Consider the following 22,688-nt stretch of genomic DNA (forward strand, 5'->3'; position numbering starts at 1 on the left):
AGCTTGCCGCCGCCTTACATGTTCGGGTACGTCGGCCCGCCAGCGCCTTCCGGTGCAACCCAGGTAATGTTCTGCGAAGGGTCCTTGATGTCGCAGGTCTTGCAGTGCACGCAGTTCTGCGCGTTGATCTGAAAGCGCTTTTCGCCATCTTCTTTAGTGATGACTTCATACACGCCAGCCGGGCAATAGCGCTGTGCCGGTTCGTCGTACAGCGGCAGGTTCTTGCTGATCGGGATGCTCGGGTCGGTCAGCTTCAGGTGGCAGGGTTGCTCCTCTTCATGGTTGGTGCTGGAGAGGAATACCGAGCTGAGCTTGTCGAAGCTGAGCTTGCCGTCGGGTTTCGGGTAATCGATTTTCTTTGAGTCCGCTGCCAGCTTGAGGCAGGCGTAGTCCGGCGTGGTGTCGTGCAGCGTGAACGGCAGCTTGCCACCGAAAATGTTCTGATCGATGAAGTTGAAGGCGCCACCCTTGATCGCGCCGTATTTGTGGATCGCCACGCCAAAGTTGCGGCTGGCGAACAGCTCTGCATGCAGCCAGCTGGCCTTGAAGGCATCGACGTAGGAGGTCAGCACGTCGCCGCCTTCCTTGCCGGCGAACAGGGCATCTGCCACCGAATCGGCTGCGAGCATGCCGGACTTCATTGCCGTGTGGCTGCCCTTGATCTTGGCGAAGTTCAGGGTGCCCAGGTCGCAACCGATCAACGCGCCGCCAGGGAATACCATCTTCGGCAGCGAGTTCAGGCCGCCCTTGGCAATGGCGCGTGCGCCGTAGCTGATGCGTTTGCCGCCTTCAAGGTACTGCTTGATGACCGGGTGGTGCTTGTAGCGCTGGAATTCGTCGAACGGCGACAGGTACGGGTTGCTGTATGACAGGTCGACGATCAGGCCGACTACCACCTGATTGTTCTCCAGGTGGTACAGGAACGAGCCGCCCGGATTGGCGTCGTCCAGTGGCCATCCTGCGGTATGCACCACCAGGCCCTGTTCATGTTTGGCCGGGTCGACTTCCCAGATTTCCTTCAGGCCGATGGCGTAATGCTGCACATCGGCTTCGTCATCGAGATTGAAGCGCTTGAGCAATTGCTTGCCGATGTGACCGCGGCAGCCTTCGGCGAACAGCGTGTACTTGGCGCGCAGTTCCATGCCGGGGGTGTACAGGCCTTCCTTGGGGTTGCCTTCGCGGTCGACACCCAGATCGCCGGTGACGATGCCGCGCACTACACCGTTTTCGTCGAACAGTGCTTCCTGAGCGGCAAAGCCCGGATAGATTTCCACACCGAGGTTTTCAGCCTGCTGGGCGAGCCAGCGGCACAGGTTGCCCAGGGATATGATGTAGTTGCCATGGTTGTGCATGGTCTTGGGGACGAAAAAGTCCGGAATTTTCTGCGCCTTTTCGGCGTCGCGCAGGACGTAGATGTCATCACGCTTGACCGGTGTATTGAGCGGAGCGCCCAATTCCTGCCAGTTTGGAAACAGCTCGTCCAGTGCGCGCGGTTCAAACACGGCACCGGACAGAATGTGTGCGCCGACTTCGGAGCCTTTTTCCACCACGCAGACGCTGATTTCCTGCCCGGCTTCAGCGGCCTTCTGTTTAAGGCGGCAAGCGGCAGAAAGCCCGGAAGGGCCGGCTCCGACGATGACGACGTCGAATTCCATGTATTCGCGTTCCACAGGCTATCTCCTACTTTCAAGGCTCACGGTATTTTTATGGGCGCTGCTTTATGAGTCGCTGCAGGCCGACACAGGAGGTGTTGGGCACCACCCGTCTTTTAATGGCACGCATTATATCTACACCACTGCATGGGTCCAATACAAACGTTTGTTTGAATTGCCCGCAGCCCAGATAAATCAAAGACACCAGACTCGGAACTGGCCGATTTGGCGTATTGACCGGAAAAGGCGTTGCGGTCAATATACGGGCGGTTTTGCGTTTGCCGTAGGCTGAAACGAGGCACCTGCGTTGCAGGAAGTCTCTCAAAAGGCATCAGGCGGACGCGGTGCAGGCAACAGGTCAACGTCGCACGGCGCATTTTACACACCCTGCCGCTGCTTGATGGGTGACTCCCGGCTTTTATATGGCTTTTTGAAGTCGCCCGGACGGCCTGCACGCATTGCGATTGCTTGTTGAGGACACATATCGATCGCCTGGTATCGCCAGGCGACTTCTTTTCACCGGAGAGTGAGGAATCCATGAAGGTTCTTGTAGCTGTCAAACGAGTGGTCGACTACAACGTCAAGGTTCGCGTCAAGGCGGACAACTCCGGCGTCGATCTTGCCAACGTCAAAATGTCCATGAACCCGTTCTGCGAAATCGCTGTTGAAGAAGCGGTGCGCTTGAAAGAGAAGGGCGTGGCAACGGAAATCGTGGTCGTCACCATTGGTCCTACCACTGCTCAGGAGCAACTACGTACTGCGCTGGCGCTGGGTGCAGACCGTGCCGTGCTGGTCGAGTCTGCCGAAGAACTGACCTCTCTGGCCGTGGCCAAGCTGCTCAAGGCAGTGGTCGACAAGGAGCAGCCACAACTGGTTATCCTTGGTAAACAGGCTATCGACAGTGACAACAACCAGACCGGCCAGATGCTGGCCGCACTGAGCGGCTACCCGCAAGGTACGTTCGCCTCGAAGGTTGAAGTCTCCGGTGACAAGGTTGCCGTGACCCGTGAGATCGACGGCGGTCTGCAGACTGTTTCCCTGAGCCTGCCAGCCATCGTGACCACGGACCTGCGTCTGAACGAGCCACGCTACGCTTCGCTGCCTAACATCATGAAAGCCAAGAAGAAGCCGCTTGAAGTGCTGACCCCGGATGCACTGGGCGTTTCCACGGCCTCGACCAACAAGACCCTCAAGGTTGAAGCACCGGCTGCACGCAGCGCGGGCATCAAGGTCAAATCGGTGGCTGAACTGGTCGAGAAACTGAAAAACGAAGCGAAGGTAATCTAAATGACGATCCTGGTTATCGCTGAACACGACAATGCGACCGTAGCCCCGGCTACGCTCAATACCCTGGCTGCCGCGCAGAAGATCGGCGGTGACATCCACTTGCTGGTTGCCGGTTCAGGCGTAAGTGCCGTTGCCGACGCCGCCGCCAAAATTGCTGGCGTGGCGAAAGTGCTGGTGGCCGACAACGCTGCCTATGCACATCAATTGCCTGAAAACGTTGCGCCACTGATCGTAGAGCTGGCTGCGGGCCATAGTCACGTTCTGGCCGCTGCAACCTCCAACGGCAAGAACATCCTGCCTCGCGTTGCTGCGCAGCTGGATGTCGACCAGATATCCGAGATCGTTTCGGTGGTCTCGGCCGACACCTTCACCCGCCCGATCTACGCCGGTAACGCCATTGCCACCGTGCAGTCCACTGCCGCGATCAAGGTCATCACCGTGCGTGCCACCGGTTTCGATCCGGTCGCTGCCGAGGGTGGTTCGGCTTCTATCGAAGCGGTTTCGGCTGCTCACGATGCGGGCAAGTCCAGCTTCGTTGGCGAAGAACTGGCCAAATCCGATCGTCCAGAACTGACAGCGGCCAAGATCGTCGTATCCGGCGGTCGTGGCATGCAGAACGGCGACAACTTCAAGCACCTGTACACGCTGGCCGACAAACTCGGTGCTGCAGTGGGTGCTTCCCGTGCTGCGGTCGATGCCGGTTTTGTGCCCAACGACATGCAGGTCGGCCAGACCGGCAAGATCGTCGCGCCTCAGCTGTATATTGCTGTCGGTATTTCCGGCGCCATTCAGCATCTGGCCGGCATGAAAGACTCCAAGGTGATCGTTGCGATCAACAAGGATGAGGAAGCTCCGATCTTCCAGGTGGCCGATTACGGGCTGGTGGCTGATTTGTTCGAAGCCATTCCCGAGCTGGAGAAGCTGGTTTAAGCCACGCGCTTCCACTATAAAGAGAACCCGTTCCGTTCGGGGTTTGTGTGCCGGCAGATTGCTTGCGGTACATAGACCCGGATCGAGCGGGTTTTTTTATCGGGTATCAGAAGGGCTTTTCATGGTGCACCTCCGGCTGCTGTCTCCGCTTTTTCTCGGGCTGATCATGCTGCCGACGCTGTCATTTGCTGCCGGCAAGTGCGAGCGTCTGATTGTGACCGGCAGTCCGGACGCGCCGCCTTATCTGTGGCGTGATCCTCAGGACCCACGTCATCTGATGGGCGCCAATGCCGATCTGCTGATGCAGGCGGCAGGTGAGCTGGGTATCAAGGTCGAGTTCCTGTACGGCGGCAAACGCAGTCAGGCACTTGAGGAGGTGCGCACCGGGCGCATGGACTTGCTGGCCGACGCGCCGTTCAATGCAGCGCAACTTGAGTCGCTTGATTACATTCACCCGCCGATCGTGCAGAACGACATCATGGTCTGGACGCGCCACGATCACAGCGTACCGTTCAATACCCTGGCCGAGCTGCACGACCGTCCTGGTGCCATGTCGGAAAAGACCCGATTGACGCCTTCATTCGAGGCTGCGGCCAAGCAGCATCTGACCCTGACACGCTTGCCAGGCCTGACCCCGGCTTTTCAGAAGCTGGCGCTGGGTGAGGTGGATTACGTGCTTGCCGGTCGTTACGCCGGGATGGTCATGGTGCAGACGCTGGGTCTTTCTGCAGACCTGGCTGCGCAACCCTTGCCGGTCGATACGCCCGGGTTTTATCTGGCGTTGTCGTTCAATTCGGCCTGCAACGAACCATGGTTGCGCGGACAACTGGCGAAAAAGATGACAGAATCGGCCGCCTCCGGCCTTGCGGGTTATGTCATCAGGCACAACCTGGAGTTGTGGAAAGCCCAACTGTTGCAACCTGCCAGCGCCAGCGCACCAGACAAGTAGGGATGTTTTTGTGAGTATTCGTTTTTCAATCGCCGTCATGGCCATCGCCACGCTGGCTGGCTGCGCCAGCGACCCGCTACCGACCGAGCAGTTCAAGCTGACCGAGCAGGCGCTGGAGCAGGCCAAAGCCGTTGGCGCGGGTGATGATCAGCCCGAGATGGAAGTTGCTCTGGCCCGCTTTGCCGAAGCTCGCGCCTCCATGGCGACCCACGCCTACAAGGACGCGCGCATGAAAGCCGAACAGGCCGAGCTGGATGCCCGGCTGGCAGAGGCCCGAGTGCTCACACTCAAGAGTCAGGAGCAGGTCAATCAGTTGAATACCCGCCTCAATCGGTTACGCAAGCAACTGGGAGAGGCGCAATGAACCGTCTTCCGCGTGTATTGAGTGTGTGCCTGTTGCTGGGTTCGGCTGGCCTTTACGGGTGTGCCGGTCATCAGGACAGCGGGCAGGCCTTGCAGCAGGCCAGTGCCGACTTCCAGAAGGTCAAGGAAGATACCGATGTGTTGCGCAGCGCGCCCAAGGATGTGATTCGCGCTGGCGAATCTCTGGCTCGCGCCGAGCGTCTGTCCAGCTATCTGGGAAGCGGTGCCGACGTCAGTCATTACGCCTACCTCAGCAGCCGCTACAGCGAGATCGCACATGAGCACAGCAATCTGATGCTGAGCCAGGAGCGCCTGGCGAAAATGGACATGGAGCGCCAGCGTCTGCAATTGGCGCTGCGTGAGGCCAAGCTGGCCAGTGCCCAGCAGCAGGGGCGCTGGCTGGAAGATCAGATCCTCAGTCTGGCCACCACCGAGACCGATCGCGGGCTGGTCATGACGTTGGGAGATGTGCTGTTCGACGCCGGCCACGCCGAGCTGAAAAGCTCGGCCAGTCGCACCATTCTCAAGGTTGTGCAGTTTTTGCAGATCAATCCGCGTCGAGTGGTCCGGATCGAGGGCTACACCGACAGCACAGGTGATCGTCAGGAGAATCTGAAGCTGTCGAAGGATCGTGCACAAGCAGTCGCAGACGTTCTGATGGACCTGGGTGTTGATGAAAAACGTATACATGTCGATGGCTACGGTCAGCAGTTCCCGGTGAACGCCAACGCCTCCGAGCGCGGGCGCGCGCAAAATCGCCGTGTGGAAATTGTTTTTTCTGATGAAAAAGGTCAGTTAGGCGCAGCGCGCTGATAAAAACTTTTCAAAAAGCCCGACGCCGGAAACGGTCTCGGGCTTTTTTGGCTTTAAAGGCTTTGCATATGGCGTTTTCAGCCGCGTTTATTTTCGTGCAGCGGTCGTGACCGCTGGCTTGAACGTAAACTGTTCCCGTACACTTCTGGACTGTGCCGGTTATTCCGTATCTGTATTTTAAAAACAATAAATCACCGGTCTTTTCGAGGCTGTGTCATGACCAATCTTTTGCTCTATCAGCGTATCGCCCAGCAGCTTGCCGAAGATATTCGTCGTGGGGTGTATCAACCCGGTGAGCGTGTGCCTTCGGTTCGCAAGATGAGTTCGCAGCTCAATGTCAGCCATGCGACGGTATTGCAGGCTTATGCGAACCTTGAAGATCAAGGGTTGATCCGGGCGCGTCCTCAGTCCGGCTACTATGTTCATCAAACCCCGGCACTTACGGCTTCGACCCCGGATATCGCGCGGGTCGAGCGGCCTGGTCTGGTCACGCGCAGCAGTATCATCCAGCAAGTGCTCGAGGAATCCCGACGCGAGGGCGTGTTTGCTCTGGGCGCCGCTGTGCCTCATGTGGACTACCTGCCGGTACGCGCGCTGCATCAGCAATTAGCGAAAGTGACGCGTTTTCACAGCCCGCGGGCCTTCAGCTATATGTTCAGCCCGGGTTTCGAGCCGCTGCGCAGGCAGGTCGCCATCCGTATGCGCGACGCCGGCGTGGTGGTCGATCCGTCCGAGGTGGTGATCACCCACGGGTGCGTGGATGCACTGCAGATGACTCTACGCGTGCTGACCCGGCCGGGTGACCTGATCGCTGCCGAGTCGCCTGCTTATTACGGGTTGTTGCAACTTGCCGACCTATTGGGCTTGAAAGTCATCGAAATCCCCAGCGACCCGGCCACCGGCATCAGTCTGGAGGCCCTGCAACTGGCGGCCAATCAATGGTCAATCAAGGCACTGGTACTGACTTCACGCCTGAGCAACCCACTGGGCGGCACCATGCCGGAGGAGCGGCAGAAGAACCTGCTGCGTCTGGCCTCGGACTTCGATATTCAAGTGGTTGAAGACGATGTCTACGGTGAGTTGATGTTCGAAGTCGGGAGGACCAAGGCGCTCAAGGCGTTCGATCGGCTGGGGAGGGTGATTTACTGTTCCAGCTTTTCCAAGACGCTGTCGCCCGGTGTGCGCATCGGCTGGATCATTGCTGGCAAATACCAGGCAGAAATTCAACGTCTGCAGACTTTCAGCACGCATTCTGCATGCAGTGTTACGCAGATGGCGGTCGCCGCATACCTCGAAAACGGCGGCTACGATCGGCACTTACGTTTCATTCGCCTGGAATACCGCAAGAATCTCAGCGCCTTCCAATTGGCGGTGCAGCAGTTCTTCCCTGAGGGCACGCAGATGAGTCGCCCTGCGGGTGGGTTCATTCTGTGGGTTAGCCTGCCGGGCCGGGTCAATACTCAGGAGCTGCATGTTCGTGCGCTGGAGCAGGGTATCAGTATCGCGCCGGGGTTGATCTTCAGTAATACCGAGCAGTTCAATCACTGCATCCGCCTCAACTGCGGGATGCCTTGGAACAAAGAGGCTGAGCGGGCACTGATGACGCTGGGTATTCTGGCCAAGCAGTTGTGTCAGGAAGCGGTACATGTGTACTGAGTTGTAAAGATTTTTTGTCAATTGTTTTGAACTCTTGGCTTGTCAGGTTGGCCTCAAAAGGACAGCATGTGTTTCTTTTCCGGCTATTTGCCACTGTCTTGCCTGACTTTTTGCCTATGAATGTTTTTCGCTGTCTGGGATTGCTTGTCGTTGTGCTTCTGAGTGGTTGTGATGCTCAGGACTCGTCTGTGCCCAAGCCCAAAACCGATACGGTTATTACGGCTCCGGTCTCGCCTGAAGTGCACTTGAAGACCGAGGCCCCTGTGGAGGCGGTGGCGACGGATGCAAAACAGATACAGGCGCCCGATACCATGCATCAGTTGATGCCGGGGGTTCCGGTGGTTCCGGTAGTGGTGGGCAAGGAAAAATCACAACCTTCAGCGCCTCCGGTGACCAAAGCGGTAGCCTCTGAAAAGTCGCCTTCAAAAGTAGTGGCCGCCAAGGCGCCTGTCAGCAAACGTAAGAACGCCAAAGATGTCAAAACGGCCAGTGCCAAGGATGTGCGAATCAAGTCGCCAAAGCTGGACCTGAGTTTGCCGCCCGAGCTTGTCAAGGAACTGGACCCGCCTGCCAATGTGATCACCAGCAAGCGCAAGCCGATATTGCCGCAGATGTTCAGCGACAAGGGGGCTTCGGCCAACCCCGGCCCCTTTGAGCTTGAAGGTCGATTGCTGACCAACGAAATGCAATTGCAGATGCGCAACGAAAACCGTCGCGATGTCGAAGGTGCTGCGCTGGATTTCAAATTCAAGCAGTAAGCCCTGCCTATCGTCCGATACGGCGTTTTCAAACAGACGTTTTGACGGTTAATATTCTTCCTCTTTTTCTATTTTTCAGTAAGGGTGTCTGGTCATGGACTGCCGTTCCGATTGTGGTGCGTGCTGCATAGCGCCTTCCATCACGTCTCCCATACCCGGCATGCCCGATGGAAAACCGGCAGGTGAGCGATGCCTGCACTTGTCGGTCGAGCTTCTGTGCGCCTTGTTCGGCAGGCCCGAGCGCCCTGCGGTATGCAGTCAGTTCAAGGCGGCGGAAGATGTCTGCGGAGTCGATCAGGCGGATGCCATTCGCCTTATTGGCTGGTGGGAAAAAGCTACAGCAGTTGCATGAAAGGGCGGTTTTTGGGCGCTAGTGCTTTGTCGGAACTTCAAAACAAGGAATAAAACAATGAGTCCGCTGTATCGCATCGCTGTTGCTTGTGGTTTGACTGTAATGCTTGCCGGAACGGCGCAGGCTGACGACTGGAAAGTGGTCAAGAACGAGGATGGCATCAAGGTTTCGTTGAGTGATGTGCCTGGGTCCGATTACAAGGCCTATCAGGGCGTCGCGCTGATCAATGCCAGCGTGAGCAAGCTGCGTGCGCTTCAAGAGGATGTTGCGGGGGCCTGCGCCTGGATTCATGAGTGCAAGTTACAGAAGATACTCAAGCATGAAGGTAACAAGACCTGGACCTACAGCCAGTTCAACACGCCCTGGCCGGTGACGCCTCGTGACTCGGTGCTGTTGATCACTACTCAGGAGGGGGCTGACGGCAGTATTACCCGGAATCTTGAAGAGCAGCCCACGTACATTCCCGAGGAAAAGGGTTTCGTGCGTGTGACCGAGGTCAAGGGGTTCTGGAAGATGGTGCCCAAGGGGCCGAACCAGACTGAGGTGACTTATCAGGTTCACACCGAGCCGGGTGGTAGTGTGCCATCGATGCTGGCCAACAAGTTTGTTGTCGACGCGCCGTTCAATACGCTGAAAGCGCTCAGAGAGCGGGCTGCGCAGACGCAATAATCTGCAGTATGCAGTACGCACAAAAAAGGGCTGCCAGTGGCAGCCCTTTGTTTTTGCGTGTAACGCTTACTTGCGGTCTTGCAGGGCGACGATATCGCGTTGCACGTTGCCGGTGTAGAGCTGGCGAGGGCGACCGATCTTGTAAGGGCTGGAGAGCATTTCTTTCCAGTGCGAAATCCAGCCGACGGTCCGCGCCAGAGCGAAGATTACGGTGAACATGCTGGTCGGAATGCCGATGGCCTTGAGGATGATGCCCGAGTAGAAGTCGACGTTCGGGTACAGCGAGCGCTCGATGAAGTACGGGTCGGTCAGGGCGATCTCTTCGAGGCGCATGGCCAGTTCGAGCTGAGGATCGTTGGTGATACCCAGTTCCTTGAGCACTTCGTCGCAGGTCTGCTTCATCACGGTGGCGCGCGGGTCACGGTTCTTGTAGACGCGGTGGCCGAAGCCCATGAGCTTGAACGGGTCGTTCTTGTCCTTGGCCTTGGCGATGAACTTGTCGATGTTCGACACGTCACCGATTTCATCCAGCATGGTCAGTACCGCTTCGTTGGCGCCGCCGTGGGCCGGGCCCCAGAGCGCGGCGATGCCGGCAGCGATACAGGCAAACGGGTTGGCGCCCGAAGAGCCTGCCATGCGGACGGTGGATGTCGAGGCGTTCTGCTCGTGATCGGCGTGAAGGATGAAGATCTTGTCCATCGCCTTGGCCAGCACCGGGCTGATCGGTTTGATCTCGCACGGGGTGTTGAACATCATGTGCAGGAAGTTTTCGGCGTAGCTGAGGTCGTTGCGCGGGTACATCATGGGCTGGCCCATGGAGTACTTGTAGACCATCGCTGCCAGGGTCGGCATCTTGGCCACCAGGCGTACAGCGGAAATCTCGCGGTGCTGCGGGTTATTGATGTCCAGCGAGTCGTGGTAGAACGCTGACAGGGCACCGACTACGCCGCACATGACGGCCATCGGGTGGGCGTCGCGACGAAAGCCGTTGAAGAAGGTCTTGAGTTGCTCGTGAACCATCGTGTGGTTCTTGACCACGGCCACGAACTGGGCTTTCTGTTCGGCGGTCGGCAGTTCGCCGTTGAGCAGCAGGTAGCAGGTTTCGAGGTAATCGGACTGCTCGGCCAGTTGTTCGATCGGGTAGCCGCGGTGCAGCAGAATGCCATTGTCACCATCGATGTAGGTGATCTTCGAATCGCAAGAGGCCGTGGACATGAAGCCAGGGTCAAATGTGAAGCGGCCGGTGGCGGTCAGGCCGCGTACGTCGATCACGTCCGGACCCACTGTACCGGTCAGAATTGGCAGCTCGACGGGGGCTGCGCCCTCGATGATCAACTGCGCTTTTTTGTCAGCCATGTGGCCTCCTATTTATGCTTCAAATCATCAGACAGGCCCCCCACGCAGGGCCCGCATCACTATAGTGAGATAAATTCTAAAGTCAATTTGCCTAAAGTCGTGTTCCGCAAGGGCCCGCCGTGGATTTTTTCAGACCGTTTCCTGCCGTTTACGCCTTTTGTCCCGGCAACGCAATGCGCCATTGGCGGTAAGTCTGCGCGTTGTCATTAGTAACCTAACTGTCTATACTCGGCGTCCGACCGCCAAAGGCTTTTTGGCCTGTTTCAAGGGGGTCGTCACTTCCTGGGTGGTGGGTACCTGACCAGTGCACTTCCCAACAACTTGCCCTGATTGTTAGGGGCTCTTCAGTGTGAAAAAAAGCCGTGAATAGCCAACGACCTGTAAATCTAGACCTAAGGACCATCAAGCTCCCAGTCACCGCTTACACGTCCATCCTTCACCGCATCTCCGGTGTCATCCTCTTTGTCGGTATTGCAATCATGCTGTATGCAATGGACAAGTCGCTGGCGTCCGAAGAAGGGTTCGGTGAAGTCAAGGCGTGTCTGACCAGCCCGCTGGCCAAGCTGATCATCTGGGGGCTTCTGTCTGCCCTGCTGTATCACATGGTGGCCGGTATCCGTCACCTCATCATGGACTCCGGGGTAGGCGAGACGCTCGAAGGCGGCAAGCTGGGCTCCAAAATCGTTATCGCGGTTTCCGTGGTACTGATTCTTCTGGCGGGAGTATGGATATGGTAACCAACGTCACCAACCTTTCGCGTTCGGGCCTCTATGACTGGATGGCTCAGCGTGTTTCTGCGGTCGTGCTCGCGGCTTATTTCATATTCCTGATCGGATACATGGTCTTTCATCCGGGTCTGAGTTACGCCCAATGGCATGATCTGTTCGCACACAACGGAATGCGTATCTTCAGTCTGCTGGCCCTCGTTGCCCTTGGCGCTCACGCCTGGGTCGGCATGTGGACCATCGCGACCGACTACCTGACGCCGATGGCGCTGGGCAAGTCCGCCACTGCAGTACGTTTTCTGTTTCAGGCGGTATGCGGCGTTCTGATGTTCGCCTACTTCGTCTGGGGCGTGCAGATTCTTTGGGGTATCTGATTCATGGCTAACATAAATTCGCTTTCCTTCGACGCCATCATCATTGGTGGTGGCGGTGCCGGTATGCGCGCTGCCCTGCAGCTCGCTCAGGGCGGTCACAAGACTGCCGTGGTCACCAAGGTGTTCCCGACACGCTCGCACACCGTTTCTGCCCAGGGTGGCATCACCTGCGCAATTGCCTCTGCCGATCCGAACGATGACTGGCGCTGGCACATGTACGATACCGTCAAGGGTTCCGACTACATCGGTGACCAGGACGCTATCGAATACATGTGTTCCGTAGGCCCTGAAGCTGTTTTCGAACTCGAGCACATGGGTCTGCCGTTCTCCCGTACCGAACAGGGTCGCATCTACCAGCGTCCGTTTGGCGGTCAGTCCAAGGACTTCGGCAAGGGCGGTCAGGCTGCACGTACCTGTGCTGCTGCCGACCGTACCGGTCACGCACTGCTGCACACCCTGTATCAGGCCAACCTCAAGGCTGGCACCGTATTCCTCAACGAATACTACGGCGTGGATCTGGTCAAGAATCAGGACGGTGCCTTTGTCGGCATCATCGCCATCTGCATTGAAACCGGCGAAACCTCCTACATCCGTGCCAACGCTACCGTGCTGGCAACCGGCGGTGCAGGCCGTATCTACTCTTCGACCACCAATGCCCTGATCAATACCGGTGACGGTATCGGTATGGCGCTGCGCGCCGGTGTCCCGGTTCAGGACATCGAAATGTGGCAGTTCCACCCGACCGGCATTGCCGGTGCAGGTGTACTGGTCACCGAAGGCTGCCGCGGTGAAGGCGGTTACCTGATCAACAAGCACGGCGAGCGTTTCATGGAGCGTTATGCTCCTAACGCCAAGGACCTTGCAGGTCGTGACGTGGTTGCGCGCTCCATGGTCAAGGAAATCATTGCCGGTAACGGCTGCGGTCCGGATGGCGACCATGTAATGCTCAAGCTCGATCACCTGGGCGAAGAAGTGTTGCACAGCCGTTTGCCAGGCATTATGGAGTTGTCCAAGACCTTCGCTCACGTCGACCCTGCAACAGCGCCGATTCCGGTAGTTCCTACCTGCCATTACATGATGGGCGGCGTTGCCACCAACATTCATGGTCAGGCGATCACTCAGGACGCCGCCGGTGTCGATCAGATCATTCCGGGTCTGTTCGCGGTAGGTGAAGTGGCTTGCGTATCGGTTCACGGTGCCAACCGTCTGGGCGGCAATTCGTTGCTCGATCTGGTTGTGTTCGGTCGCGCTGCGGGTATCCACCTGGAGAAAGCGCTGAGCGAAGGTATCGACTACGCCCGTGCTTCCGAGTCCGACATCGATGCTGCGCTGGCACGCGTTGCCGGCCTGAACGAGCGCACTACCGGCGAAGACGTCGCCACGCTGCGTAAAGAGCTGCAAAGCTGCATGCAGAACTACTTCGGTGTGTTCCGCACCGGCGAATACATGCAGAAGGGTATTGCCCAGCTGGCTGACCTGCGCGTGCGTATCGCCAACGTCAAGATCAACGACAAGAGCCAGGCATTCAATACCGCCCGTATCGAAGCGCTTGAACTGCAAAACCTGCTGGAAGTTGCCGAAGCCACGGCGATCGCCGCAGAGCATCGTAAAGAGTCCCGCGGCGCTCACGCCCGTGAAGACTTTGAAGATCGCGATGACGAGAACTGGTTGTGCCACACCCTGTACTTCCCGGGTGACAAGCGCGTGACCAAGCGTGCCGTGAACTTCTCGCCGAAGACTGTTCCGACTTTTGAACCTAAGATTCGGACTTATTAAGGGGTGACCGATATGTTGCAAGTCAGTGTTTATCGTTACAACCCTGAGCAGGACGCCGCGCCGTTCATGCAGGAGTTTCAGGTCGATACCGGTGGCAAGGACCTGATGGTGCTGGACGTGCTCGCCCTGGTCAAAGAACAGGATCAAGGCTTCTCTTACCGTCGTTCGTGCCGCGAAGGCGTGTGCGGTTCCGATGGCATGAACATCAATGGCAAGAACGGTCTGGCCTGCATCACGCCGCTGTCTGCCGTTGTTGCCAAGAACAAGCTGATCGTACGTCCGCTGCCTGGTTTGCCGGTCATTCGTGACCTGGTCGTCGATATGAGCATCTTCTACAAGCAGTACGAGAAGGTGAAGCCGTTCCTGCAGAATGACACGCCGGCTCCGGCCATCGAACGTCTGCAAACTCCGGAAGAGCGCGAAAAGCTCGATGGTCTGTACGAGTGCATTCTGTGCGCTTGCTGCTCGACTTCCTGCCCGTCCTTCTGGTGGAACCCCGACAAGTTCCTGGGTCCTGCTGCGCTGCTGCAAGCCTACCGTTTCCTGGCTGACAGCCGTGACACCCGCACCAATGAACGTCTGGCTTCGCTTGATGACCCGTTCAGCGTGTTCCGCTGCCGCGGCATCATGAACTGCGTCAACGTGTGCCCGAAAGGCCTTAACCCAACCAAGGCTATCGGTCACGTGCGTAACATGTTGTTGCAAAGCGGCGTCTGATTCATCGTTTTATCTGTTACACCGTTGCACTGAAGTGGCTGCGGCGCAGGCTTCAACCGGCGCCGTAGTTTTAACCTGAGCAGTAGCTCGCAAAGCTGCCGCTCTTATTTTGAAGAAATGAGACCAGCAGGGGCATCCGGGCTGGTACCCGGACTATCTGCGTGATCCCTGGTGACTTGATACAGTCGCTGCACACGACTATTTCAGGATTGCTCTGGTGTCTTCGCCGGTGGTGTCCCCTTACCGAGGGTGACCAAGCATGCAAGAAAGCGTGATGCAGCGCATGTGGAACAGTGCCCACCTATCCGGTGGTAACGCTGCCTATGTGGAAGAGCTCTATGAGCTTTACCTGCACGACCCTAACGCTGTGCCAGAAGAATGGCGCACCTACTTTCAGAAGTTGCCAGCAGACGGCAGCTCTGCCACTGATGTATCGCACTCGACTATTCGCGATCATTTCGTGTTGCTGGCCAAAAACCAGCGCCGCGCTCAACCGGTGTCCGCCGGCAGTGTGAGCAGCGAGCACGAGAAGAAACAGGTTGAAGTGCTGCGACTGATCCAGGCGTATCGGATGCGTGGCCACCAGGCTGCTCAGCTCGATCCGTTGGGCCTTTGGCAGCGCCCTGCGCCTGCGGATCTGTCGATCAATCATTACGGCTTGACCAATGCCGATCTTGATACGACCTTCCGTGCCGGCGACCTGTTCATCGGCAAAGAGGAAGCGAGCCTACGCGAAATTCATGAAGCGTTGCAGCAGACATATTGTCGCACCATCGGCTCCGAGTTCACTCACATCGTGGATTCCGAGCAGCGCAACTGGTTCATGCAGCGTCTTGAGAGTGTTCGCGGCCGTCCAGCGTTCTCGGCTGATATCCAGAGCCACCTGCTCGAGCGTGTCACCGCAGCCGAAGGTCTCGAGAAGTATCTGGGTACCAAATATCCGGGTACCAAGCGCTTCGGTCTGGAAGGTGGCGAAAGCCTGATCCCGATGCTCGACGAGCTGATTCAGCGTTCCGGGTCCTATGGCACCAAGGAAGTCGTGATCGGTATGGCCCACCGCGGCCGCCTCAACGTACTGGTCAACACCTTTGGCAAGAACCCGCGCGACCTGTTCGACGAGTTCGAAGGCAAGAAAAAAGTGGAACTGGGTTCCGGTGACGTCAAATATCACCAGGGTTTCTCTTCCAACGTCATGACCGCAGGCGGTGAGGTTCACCTTGCCATGGCATTCAACCCGTCTCACCTGGAGATCGTTTCTCCGGTGGTCGAGGGGTCGGTGCGTGCGCGTCAGGATCGTCGCAACGATCCTAACGGTGACAAGGTTCTGCCGATTTCCCTCCACGGCGACGCGGCCTTTGCCGGTCAGGGCGTGGTCATGGAAACCTTCCAGATGTCGCAGACCCGCGGCTTCAAGACGGGCGGCACGATCCACATCGTCATCAACAACCAGGTGGGCTTCACCATCAGCAACCCGCTGGACTCGCGTTCGACCGAGTACGCCACCGACGTTGCCAAGATGATCCAGGCGCCGATCCTCCATGTAAATGGTGATGATCCGGAAGCCGTGATGTTCGTGACCCAGCTGGCGATCGATTACCGCATGCAGTTCAAGCGCGATATCGTGATCGATCTGGTCTGCTACCGTCGTCGTGGTCACAACGAAGCTGACGAGCCGAGTGGCACTCAGCCTCTGATGTATCAGCAGATCACCAAGCAGCGCACCACCCGTGAGCTGTATGCCGAGCATCTGATCAAGACCGGCATTCTCGATGAAGCCCGTGTTCAGGCCAAGGTCGATGATTACCGCAGCGCGCTGGACAATGGTCTGCACGTAGTGAAAAGCCTGGTCAAGGAGCCGAACAAGGAGTTGTTCGTCGACTGGCGTCCTTATCTGGGCCACGCCTGGACTGCGCGTCACGACACTCGCTTCGACCTCAAGACCCTGCAGGAACTGTCCGCCAAGCTGATGGAACTGCCTGAAGGCTTCGTCGTGCAGCGTCAGGTTCAGAAGATCTACGAAGACCGTCAGAAGATGCAGGCCGGTGGCTTGCCGATCAACTGGGGTTACGCCGAAACCATGGCATACGCCACGCTGGCGTTCGAAGGTCACCCGATCCGTATGACAGGGCAGGACATCGGTCGCGGTACGTTCTCGCACCGCCACGCCGTACTGCACAACCAGAAAGACGCCGGGACCTATATCCCGCTGCAGAATCTGTACTCCGGTCAGCCGCGTTTCGACCTGTACGACTCGTTCCTTTCGGAAGAGGCCGTGCTGGCATTCGAATACGGTTACTCGACCACCCAGCCGGATGCACTGGTTATCTGGGAAGCGCAGTTCGGCGACTTCGCCAACGGTGCCCAGGTGGTTGTCGACCAGTTCATCACCAGCGGTGAACACAAGTGGGGCCGTCTGTGCGGTCTGACCATGCTGTTGCCTCACGGCTACGAAGGGCAGGGGCCAGAGCACTCGTCGGCACGTCTTGAGCGTTATCTGCAATTGTGTGCCGAGCACAACATTCAGGTGTGCGTGCCAACGACTCCGGCGCAGATCTACCATTTGCTGCGTCGTCAGGTCATTCGTCCGCTGCGCAAGCCGCTGATCGTGCTGACTCCCAAGTCGTTGCTGCGTCACAAACTGGCTGTTTCGACCCTGGAAGATCTGGCCGAAGGCTCGTTCCAGACCGTCATTCCGGAAATCGATGCCCTCGATCCGGCCAAGGTCACGCGTCTGGTGCTGTGCAGCGGCAAGGTTTACTACGACCTGCTGGAAAAGCGCCGTGCCGAAGGGCGTGAAGACATTGCCATCGTTCGTATCGAGCAGCTGTACCCGTTCCCTGAAGACGACCTGATGGAAACCATCGCGCCGTACACCAACCTGCAGCATGTGGTCTGGTGTCAGGAAGAACCGATGAACCAGGGTGCCTGGTACAGCAGTCAGCACCACCTGCGCCGCAGCATGGGCAACCACAAACGTGAACTCGTTCTCGAGTACGCCGGTCGTGACGCCTCTGCCGCTCCAGCCTGTGGTTACGCTTCGATGCACGCCGAGCAGCAGGAAAAACTGTTGCAAGATGCCTTCACTGTTTAACGCCTTCGAGCATTAGAAACCGAATTAAGGAATTACAGATAATGGCTATCGAGATCAAAGCCCCCTCTTTCCCGGAATCCGTTGCCGATGGCACCATTTCCAAGTGGTACAAAAAAGAGGGTGATGCGGTAAAACGGGACGAGATGCTGGTCGATATCGAGACTGACAAGGTTGTTCTGGAAGTATTGGCCGAAGCTGACGGCGTGATGGGCTCGATCACCAAGGAAGAGGGCGCTATCGTCCTCTCCAACGAAGTGCTTGGCACTTTGAATGATGGTGCCACGGCATCTGCTGCTCCAGCACCTGCTGCTGCGCCTGCCTCTGCTGCGCCTGCCTCGGCACCCGCCGCTGCACCGGCTGCCGCTGGCGAAGAAGACCCGATTGCCGCGCCTGCTGCGCGTCAACTCGCTGAAGAAAACGGTATCAACCTAGCCAGCCTCAAAGGCACTGGTAAAGACGGCCGTATCACCAAGGAAGACGTGGTCGCTGCCGTTGAAGCGAAGAAATCCGCTCCAGCCGCTGCTCCTGCTGCCAAACCTGCTGCCGCTGCCGCTCCGGTTGTCGCTGCTGGCGACCGCACCGAGAAGCGCGTGCCGATGACTCGTGTACGTGCAACCGTTGCCAAGCGTCTGGTCGAAGCCCAGTCGAACATGGCCATGCTGACCACGTTCAACGAAGTCGACATGACCGAAGTCATGGCACTGCGTTCGAAGTACAAGGACCTGTTCGAGAAGTCGCACAACGGCGTGCGTCTGGGCTTCATGTCGTTCTTCGTCAAGGCTGCTACCGAGGCGTTGAAACGCTTCCCGGCTGTCAACGCGTCGATCGACGGCTCCGACATCGTCTACCACGGTTACGCCGACGTCGGTGTTGCAGTATCCAGCGACCGTGGTCTGGTTGTACCGGTTCTGCGTAACGCCGAGCACATGAGCCTGGCTGAAATTGAAGGCGGCATCGCCACCTTCGGCAAGAAGGCCCGTGATGGCAAACTGTCCATCGACGAGATGACCGGTGGCACCTTCACGATCACTAATGGTGGTACTTTCGGTTCGATGATGTCGACGCCGATCGTCAACCCGCCACAGGCTGCAATTCTGGGCATGCACAACATTCTTCAGCGCCCGATGGCAGTCAACGGTCAGGTAGTGATTCGTCCGATGATGTATCTGGCATTGTCGTACGATCACCGTTTGATTGACGGCAAGGAAGCGGTAACCTTCCTCGTGACCATCAAGAACCTGCTGGAAGATCCGGCTCGTCTGTTGCTGGATATCTGATGAGGCAGCCCGCGGTTGCAAGCTTCAAGCTTCAAGTCAGAAGCGATAAAGCGTGCAGCCGGGGCTGGTGTGTTTTACCTGATTAATAGGTCGCAAGTCGTTTTTGCCTGATCGCGGATCGACTTGCAGCTTGCAGCTAAAAGCTCGCAGCTAAAGAGGAACTCTTTGTTATGTCCCAGAAATTCGACGTGGTAGTGATTGGCGCAGGCCCTGGCGGTTATGTTGCCGCCATCAAGGCTGCGCAACTTGGTCTCAAGACTGCCTGCATCGAGAAGTACCAGGACAAGGAGGGCAAACTGGCCCTCGGTGGTACCTGCCTCAACGTTGGTTGCATTCCTTCCAAGGCGCTGCTCGACAGCTCCTGGAAGTTCTATGAAGCCAAGAACGGCTTCAGCGTGCACGGCATCTCGACATCTGAAGTGAATATCGATGTGCCGGCCATGATCGGTCGCAAGTCGACTATCGTCAAAGGCCTGACCGGCGGCGTTGCCAGCCTGTTCAAAGCCAATGGCGTGACCACTCTGCAAGGCCACGGCAAACTGCTGGCTGGCAAGAAGGTCGAGCTGACGGCTGCCGACGGCACCGTTGAAATCATCGAAGCTGACCATGTGATTCTGGCTTCGGGCTCGCGTCCTATCGACATCCCGCCAGCTCCGGTTGACCAGAAAGTCATCGTCGATTCGACCGGCGCTCTGGAATTCCAACAGGTTCCACAGCGTCTGGGCGTCATCGGCGCTGGCGTGATCGGTCTGGAGCTGGGCTCTGTATGGGCTCGCCTTGGCGCTCAGGTTACTGTTCTGGAAGCACTGGACAAGTTCATTCCGGCGGCTGACGAAGCAGTTTCCAAGGAAGCGCTGAAAACCTTCACCAAGCAAGGTCTGGACATCAAGCTGGGCGCTCGCGTGACCGGTTCCAAGGTCGATGGCGAAGAAGTGGTGGTCAGCTACACCGACGCCGCTGGCGAGCAGTCGATTACCTTTGATCGTCTGATCGTTGCCGTTGGCCGTCGTCCCGTGACCACTGACCTGCTGGCATCGGACAGCGGCGTTGATCTGGACGAGCGCGGTTTCATCTACGTTGACGACTACTGCACCACCAGCGTTCCTGGCGTATACGCCATCGGTGACGTGGTGCGTGGCCTGATGCTGGCACACAAGGCGTCGGAAGAAGGCATCATGGTTGTCGAGCGCATCAAGGGCCACAAGGCTCAGATGAACTACAACCTGATCCCGTCGGTTATCTACACCCACCCGGAAATCGCCTGGGTCGGCAAGACCGAGCAGACGCTCAAGGCCGAAGGCGTTGAAGTCAATGTCGGTACGTTCCCGTTCGCAGCCAGTGGCCGTGCCATGGCAGCCAACGACACCGGCGGCTTCGTCAAGATCATTGCCGACGCCAAGACTGACCGCGTACTGGGTGTTCACGTTATTGGTCCAAGCGCTGCCGAACTGGTACAGCAGGGCGCAATCGCGATGGAATTCGGCAGCAGCGCAGAAGACATCGGCATGATGGTCTTCTCGCACCCGACCCTGTCCGAAGCGCTGCATGAAGCTGCACTGGCTGTGAATGGCGGCGCCATCCATATCCAGAATCGCAAGAAACGCTAAGACAACAAGAGAAACCACGGCGCAGTGCCCGTCGTTGGCCTTGCAAGCAGGGCTTACCGCGGAATCTGCGCCGGACTCGACCTCTCAGGCGGCTCCATGAGTGTCCCACGGCACTTGCGAAGTCCACCCGGAGTAGCGGTCACAGGTGGTGCGGCACGCTGACGTGCAGCACCGAATGCGCAGTACCTAAACGAAGACGGTAATAAGCATGAATCTTCACGAGTATCAGGGTAAGCAGCTGTTCGCTGAGTACGGCCTGCCAGTATCCAAGGGTTACGCGGTAGACACCCCGGAAGCAGCAGCAGAAGCCTGCGACAAGATCGGCGGAACCGAGTGGGTCGTCAAAGCCCAGGTTCACGCAGGTGGTCGCGGTAAAGCGGGCGGCGTAAAGCTGGTTCGCAGCAAGGAAGACGCTGCAGCGTTCGCTCAACAGTGGTTGGGCAAGCGCCTGGTGACTTACCAGACTGACGCCAACGGTCAGCCAGTGACCAAGATCCTGGTCGAATCGTGCACCGACATCGCCAAAGAGCTGTATCTGGGCGCTGTGGTCGATCGTTCCAGCCGTCGTATCGTGTTCATGGCTTCCACCGAAGGTGGCGTGGACATCGAGAAGATCGCTCACGACACTCCTGAAAAGATTCTCAAGGCCACGATCGACCCACTGGTCGGCGCTCAGCCGTTCCAGGGCCGCGATCTGGCATTCCAGCTGGGTCTGGAAGGCAAGCAGGTCACTCAGTTCGCCAAGATCTTCACCGGTCTGGCCAAGCTGTTCCAGGACCATGACCTGGCCCTGCTGGAAGTGAACCCGCTGGTGATCAAGGCTGACGGCGATCTGCACTGTCTGGACGCGAAGATCAACATCGACGCCAACGCCATGTACCGTCAGCCCAAGCTGAAGGGCTTCCACGATCCTTCGCAGGACGATCCTCGCGAAGCTCACGCTGCCAAGTTCGAACTGAACTACGTAGCGCTGGAAGGCAACATCGGCTGCATGGTCAACGGTGCTGGCCTGGCCATGGGTACCATGGACATCGTCAACCTGCATGGCGGCAAGCCTGCAAACTTCCTTGACGTTGGCGGTGGTGCCACCAAGGAACGCGTTACCGAAGCGTTCAAGATCATCCTGTCCGACACCAACGTCGCCGCAGTACTGGTCAACATCTTCGGCGGCATCGTTCGTTGCGACATGATTGCCGAAGGCATCATCGGTGCAGTGAAAGAAGTCGGCGTGAAAATCCCGGTTGTTGTTCGCCTTGAAGGTAACAACGCTGAACTGGGCGCTAAAGTACTGGCAGAAAGCGGTTTGAACATCATCGCTGCGACCAGCCTGACCGACGCTGCTCAACAAGTTGTCAAAGCCGCGGAGGGCAAGTAATGAGCGTCCTGATCAATAAAGATACCAAGGTTATCTGCCAGGGTTTCACTGGTTCGCAAGGTACCTTCCACTCCGAGCAAGCCATTGCCTACGGCACCAAAATGGTTGGCGGCGTGACTCCAGGCAAGGGCGGCACCACGCACCTGAACCTGCCAGTGTTCAACACTGTGAAAGAAGCCGTAGACACCACTGGCGCTACTGCCAGCGTCATCTATGTTCCGGCTCCTTTCTGCAAGGATTCCATCCTTGAAGCAGCGTTCGGCGGCATCAAGCTGATCGTCTGCATCACCGAAGGCATCCCGACCATCGACATGCTGGAAGCCAAGGTCAAGTGCGACGAGCTGGGTGTGATCCTGATCGGTCCTAACTGCCCAGGCGTCATCACTCCGGGCGAGTGCAAGATCGGCATCATGCCAGGTCACATTCACTTGCCAGGCAAGGTAGGCATCGTGTCGCGTTCCGGCACCCTGACCTACGAAGCTGTGAAGCAGACCACTGACGCCGGTTTCGGTCAGTCCACCTGTGTAGGTATCGGTGGTGACCCGATCCCTGGTTCGAACTTCATCGACATCCTGAAGCTGTTCCAGGAAGACCCGAAGACCGAAGCGATCGTCATGATCGGCGAGATCGGCGGTTCGGCTGAAGAAGAAGCGGCTGCCTACATCAAGGCACACGTGACCAAGCCGGTTGTTTCCTACATCGCTGGTGTGACTGCTCCTCCGGGCAAGCGCATGGGCCATGCCGGTGCAATCATCTCGGGTGGTAAAGGTACTGCAGACGAGAAATTCGCTGCACTGCAGGACGCTGGTGTAAAAACCGTGCGCTCCCTGGCAGACATCGGCAAGGCCCTGGCCGAGCTGACTGGCTGGCCAACCAAGTAAGCTTCACTGTTTGCTGATCAGGTAAGCTCGCTTGCCTGATTCGAGCAATCGACAAAAGCCACCTTCGGGTGGCTTTTGTT

Annotated in this window: 20 protein-coding genes; 18 read left to right on the forward strand and 2 right to left on the reverse strand. The window is 57.7% G+C overall.

All coding sequences use genetic code 11. The features are described from left to right. Nucleotides 1–14 precede the first annotated feature (14 nt). A complete protein-coding gene (locus RYC18_RS21260; RefSeq protein WP_316886711.1) occupies nucleotides 15–1,670 on the reverse strand; it encodes an electron transfer flavoprotein-ubiquinone oxidoreductase in 1,656 nt (551 codons plus the stop codon). Between the two features lie 519 nt (nucleotides 1,671–2,189). Here RYC18_RS21260 and RYC18_RS21265 point away from each other — a divergent pair. From RYC18_RS21265 to RYC18_RS21305, 9 genes are all read left to right on the forward strand, one after another. After that, nucleotides 2,190–2,939 (forward strand): electron transfer flavoprotein subunit beta/FixA family protein, encoded by a 750-nt coding sequence (locus tag RYC18_RS21265; RefSeq protein WP_005617248.1) that lies wholly within the window; start codon nucleotides 2,190–2,192, stop codon nucleotides 2,937–2,939. Next, nucleotides 2,940–3,869 carry an electron transfer flavoprotein subunit alpha/FixB family protein gene (locus tag RYC18_RS21270; protein WP_316886712.1) on the forward strand — a complete coding sequence of 310 codons (930 nt, stop codon included), beginning with the start codon at nucleotides 2,940–2,942 and terminating at the stop codon, nucleotides 3,867–3,869. It begins immediately after the preceding gene. A 121-nt stretch (nucleotides 3,870–3,990) separates the two neighbouring features. After that, nucleotides 3,991–4,818, forward strand: coding sequence for a substrate-binding periplasmic protein (locus RYC18_RS21275; RefSeq protein WP_316886713.1), 828 nt, complete (start codon nucleotides 3,991–3,993; stop codon nucleotides 4,816–4,818). Nucleotides 4,819–4,828: 10 nt separating this feature from the next. After that, nucleotides 4,829–5,182: a DUF4398 domain-containing protein gene (locus tag RYC18_RS21280; protein ID WP_004658957.1), complete on the forward strand. Its 354-nt coding sequence runs from the start codon at nucleotides 4,829–4,831 to the stop codon at nucleotides 5,180–5,182. Next, the gene (locus RYC18_RS21285; protein ID WP_316886715.1) at nucleotides 5,179–5,994 is read left to right on the forward strand and encodes an OmpA family protein; all 816 of its coding nucleotides are present in this window, start codon (nucleotides 5,179–5,181) and stop codon (nucleotides 5,992–5,994) included. The genes RYC18_RS21280 and RYC18_RS21285 overlap by 4 nt, the downstream gene beginning before the upstream one ends. A gap of 216 nt (nucleotides 5,995–6,210) precedes the next feature. Beyond that, complete coding sequence (locus RYC18_RS21290; RefSeq protein ID WP_002552970.1) at nucleotides 6,211–7,650, forward strand: PLP-dependent aminotransferase family protein; 1,440 nt, start codon at nucleotides 6,211–6,213, stop codon at nucleotides 7,648–7,650. 116 nt (nucleotides 7,651–7,766) lie between these two features. Then, nucleotides 7,767–8,408, forward strand: a complete 642-nt coding sequence (locus RYC18_RS21295) for a translation initiation factor 2 (RefSeq protein WP_080900596.1) — start codon at nucleotides 7,767–7,769, stop codon at nucleotides 8,406–8,408. Between the two features lie 94 nt (nucleotides 8,409–8,502). Further along, nucleotides 8,503–8,760 (forward strand): YkgJ family cysteine cluster protein, encoded by a 258-nt coding sequence (locus RYC18_RS21300; protein ID WP_004664678.1) that lies wholly within the window; start codon nucleotides 8,503–8,505, stop codon nucleotides 8,758–8,760. 57 nt (nucleotides 8,761–8,817) lie between these two features. Continuing rightward, nucleotides 8,818–9,429: an START domain-containing protein gene (locus RYC18_RS21305; protein WP_117139869.1), complete on the forward strand. Its 612-nt coding sequence runs from the start codon at nucleotides 8,818–8,820 to the stop codon at nucleotides 9,427–9,429. Nucleotides 9,430–9,495: 66 nt separating this feature from the next. On the opposite strand, the gene gltA is transcribed toward RYC18_RS21305, so the two are convergent. Beyond that, on the reverse strand, nucleotides 9,496–10,785 hold the full coding sequence (gene gltA, locus RYC18_RS21310; protein WP_002552974.1) for a citrate synthase: 1,290 nt from the start codon (nucleotides 10,783–10,785) through the stop codon (nucleotides 9,496–9,498). Between the two features lie 362 nt (nucleotides 10,786–11,147). Between gltA and sdhC the strand changes: the two genes are divergently transcribed. From sdhC to sucD, 9 genes are all read left to right on the forward strand, one after another. After that, complete coding sequence (sdhC, locus tag RYC18_RS21315) at nucleotides 11,148–11,522, forward strand: succinate dehydrogenase, cytochrome b556 subunit (protein WP_002552975.1); 375 nt, start codon at nucleotides 11,148–11,150, stop codon at nucleotides 11,520–11,522. After that, nucleotides 11,516–11,884, forward strand: a complete 369-nt coding sequence (gene sdhD / locus RYC18_RS21320; RefSeq protein WP_003382006.1) for a succinate dehydrogenase, hydrophobic membrane anchor protein — start codon at nucleotides 11,516–11,518, stop codon at nucleotides 11,882–11,884. The genes sdhC and sdhD overlap by 7 nt, the downstream gene beginning before the upstream one ends. 3 nt (nucleotides 11,885–11,887) lie before the next feature. Continuing rightward, nucleotides 11,888–13,660, forward strand: coding sequence for a succinate dehydrogenase flavoprotein subunit (sdhA, locus tag RYC18_RS21325; protein WP_002552976.1), 1,773 nt, complete (start codon nucleotides 11,888–11,890; stop codon nucleotides 13,658–13,660). Nucleotides 13,661–13,672: 12 nt separating this feature from the next. Beyond that, a complete protein-coding gene (locus tag RYC18_RS21330; RefSeq protein WP_004658943.1) occupies nucleotides 13,673–14,377 on the forward strand; it encodes a succinate dehydrogenase iron-sulfur subunit in 705 nt (234 codons plus the stop codon). A 259-nt stretch (nucleotides 14,378–14,636) separates the two neighbouring features. After that, nucleotides 14,637–17,468 carry a 2-oxoglutarate dehydrogenase E1 component gene (locus RYC18_RS21335; RefSeq protein ID WP_004658941.1) on the forward strand — a complete coding sequence of 944 codons (2,832 nt, stop codon included), beginning with the start codon at nucleotides 14,637–14,639 and terminating at the stop codon, nucleotides 17,466–17,468. Between the two features lie 41 nt (nucleotides 17,469–17,509). Next, a complete protein-coding gene (gene odhB, locus RYC18_RS21340) occupies nucleotides 17,510–18,745 on the forward strand; it encodes a 2-oxoglutarate dehydrogenase complex dihydrolipoyllysine-residue succinyltransferase (protein ID WP_005732400.1) in 1,236 nt (411 codons plus the stop codon). Nucleotides 18,746–18,915: 170 nt separating this feature from the next. Continuing rightward, nucleotides 18,916–20,352 carry a dihydrolipoyl dehydrogenase gene (gene lpdA, locus RYC18_RS21345; protein ID WP_002552980.1) on the forward strand — a complete coding sequence of 479 codons (1,437 nt, stop codon included), beginning with the start codon at nucleotides 18,916–18,918 and terminating at the stop codon, nucleotides 20,350–20,352. Between the two features lie 208 nt (nucleotides 20,353–20,560). Further along, nucleotides 20,561–21,727 carry an ADP-forming succinate--CoA ligase subunit beta gene (sucC, locus tag RYC18_RS21350; protein ID WP_002552981.1) on the forward strand — a complete coding sequence of 389 codons (1,167 nt, stop codon included), beginning with the start codon at nucleotides 20,561–20,563 and terminating at the stop codon, nucleotides 21,725–21,727. Further along, a complete protein-coding gene (gene sucD, locus RYC18_RS21355; RefSeq protein ID WP_004664700.1) occupies nucleotides 21,727–22,608 on the forward strand; it encodes a succinate--CoA ligase subunit alpha in 882 nt (293 codons plus the stop codon). The genes sucC and sucD overlap by 1 nt, the downstream gene beginning before the upstream one ends. The last annotated feature ends 80 nt before the right edge of the window (nucleotides 22,609–22,688 follow it).

This window comes from Pseudomonas syringae group sp. 247E2 (assembly GCF_032587795.1).
In the GTDB taxonomy this organism is placed as follows: domain Bacteria; phylum Pseudomonadota; class Gammaproteobacteria; order Pseudomonadales; family Pseudomonadaceae; genus Aquipseudomonas; species Aquipseudomonas amygdali.

Bases quoted from the DNA above. Each gene is read 5' to 3' on its own strand.
- RYC18_RS21285 (WP_316886715.1), top strand. From the start codon at position 5,179: ATGAACCGTCTTCCGCGTGTATTGAGTGTGTGCCTGTTGCTGGGTTCG.
- odhB (WP_005732400.1), top strand. From the start codon at position 17,510: ATGGCTATCGAGATCAAAGCCCCCTCTTTCCCGGAATCCGTTGCCGAT.
- RYC18_RS21300 (WP_004664678.1), top strand. From the start codon at position 8,503: ATGGACTGCCGTTCCGATTGTGGTGCGTGCTGCATAGCGCCTTCCATC.
- sdhD (WP_003382006.1), top strand. From the start codon at position 11,516: ATGGTAACCAACGTCACCAACCTTTCGCGTTCGGGCCTCTATGACTGG.
- RYC18_RS21305 (WP_117139869.1), top strand. From the start codon at position 8,818: ATGAGTCCGCTGTATCGCATCGCTGTTGCTTGTGGTTTGACTGTAATG.
- gltA (WP_002552974.1), bottom strand. From the start codon at position 10,785: ATGGCTGACAAAAAAGCGCAGTTGATCATCGAGGGCGCAGCCCCCGTC.
- sucC (WP_002552981.1), top strand. From the start codon at position 20,561: ATGAATCTTCACGAGTATCAGGGTAAGCAGCTGTTCGCTGAGTACGGC.
- lpdA (WP_002552980.1), top strand. From the start codon at position 18,916: ATGTCCCAGAAATTCGACGTGGTAGTGATTGGCGCAGGCCCTGGCGGT.
- RYC18_RS21335 (WP_004658941.1), top strand. From the start codon at position 14,637: ATGCAAGAAAGCGTGATGCAGCGCATGTGGAACAGTGCCCACCTATCC.
- RYC18_RS21330 (WP_004658943.1), top strand. From the start codon at position 13,673: ATGTTGCAAGTCAGTGTTTATCGTTACAACCCTGAGCAGGACGCCGCG.
- RYC18_RS21270 (WP_316886712.1), top strand. From the start codon at position 2,940: ATGACGATCCTGGTTATCGCTGAACACGACAATGCGACCGTAGCCCCG.
- RYC18_RS21290 (WP_002552970.1), top strand. From the start codon at position 6,211: ATGACCAATCTTTTGCTCTATCAGCGTATCGCCCAGCAGCTTGCCGAA.
- RYC18_RS21275 (WP_316886713.1), top strand. From the start codon at position 3,991: ATGGTGCACCTCCGGCTGCTGTCTCCGCTTTTTCTCGGGCTGATCATG.
- sucD (WP_004664700.1), top strand. From the start codon at position 21,727: ATGAGCGTCCTGATCAATAAAGATACCAAGGTTATCTGCCAGGGTTTC.
- RYC18_RS21295 (WP_080900596.1), top strand. From the start codon at position 7,767: ATGAATGTTTTTCGCTGTCTGGGATTGCTTGTCGTTGTGCTTCTGAGT.
- RYC18_RS21265 (WP_005617248.1), top strand. From the start codon at position 2,190: ATGAAGGTTCTTGTAGCTGTCAAACGAGTGGTCGACTACAACGTCAAG.
- sdhA (WP_002552976.1), top strand. From the start codon at position 11,888: ATGGCTAACATAAATTCGCTTTCCTTCGACGCCATCATCATTGGTGGT.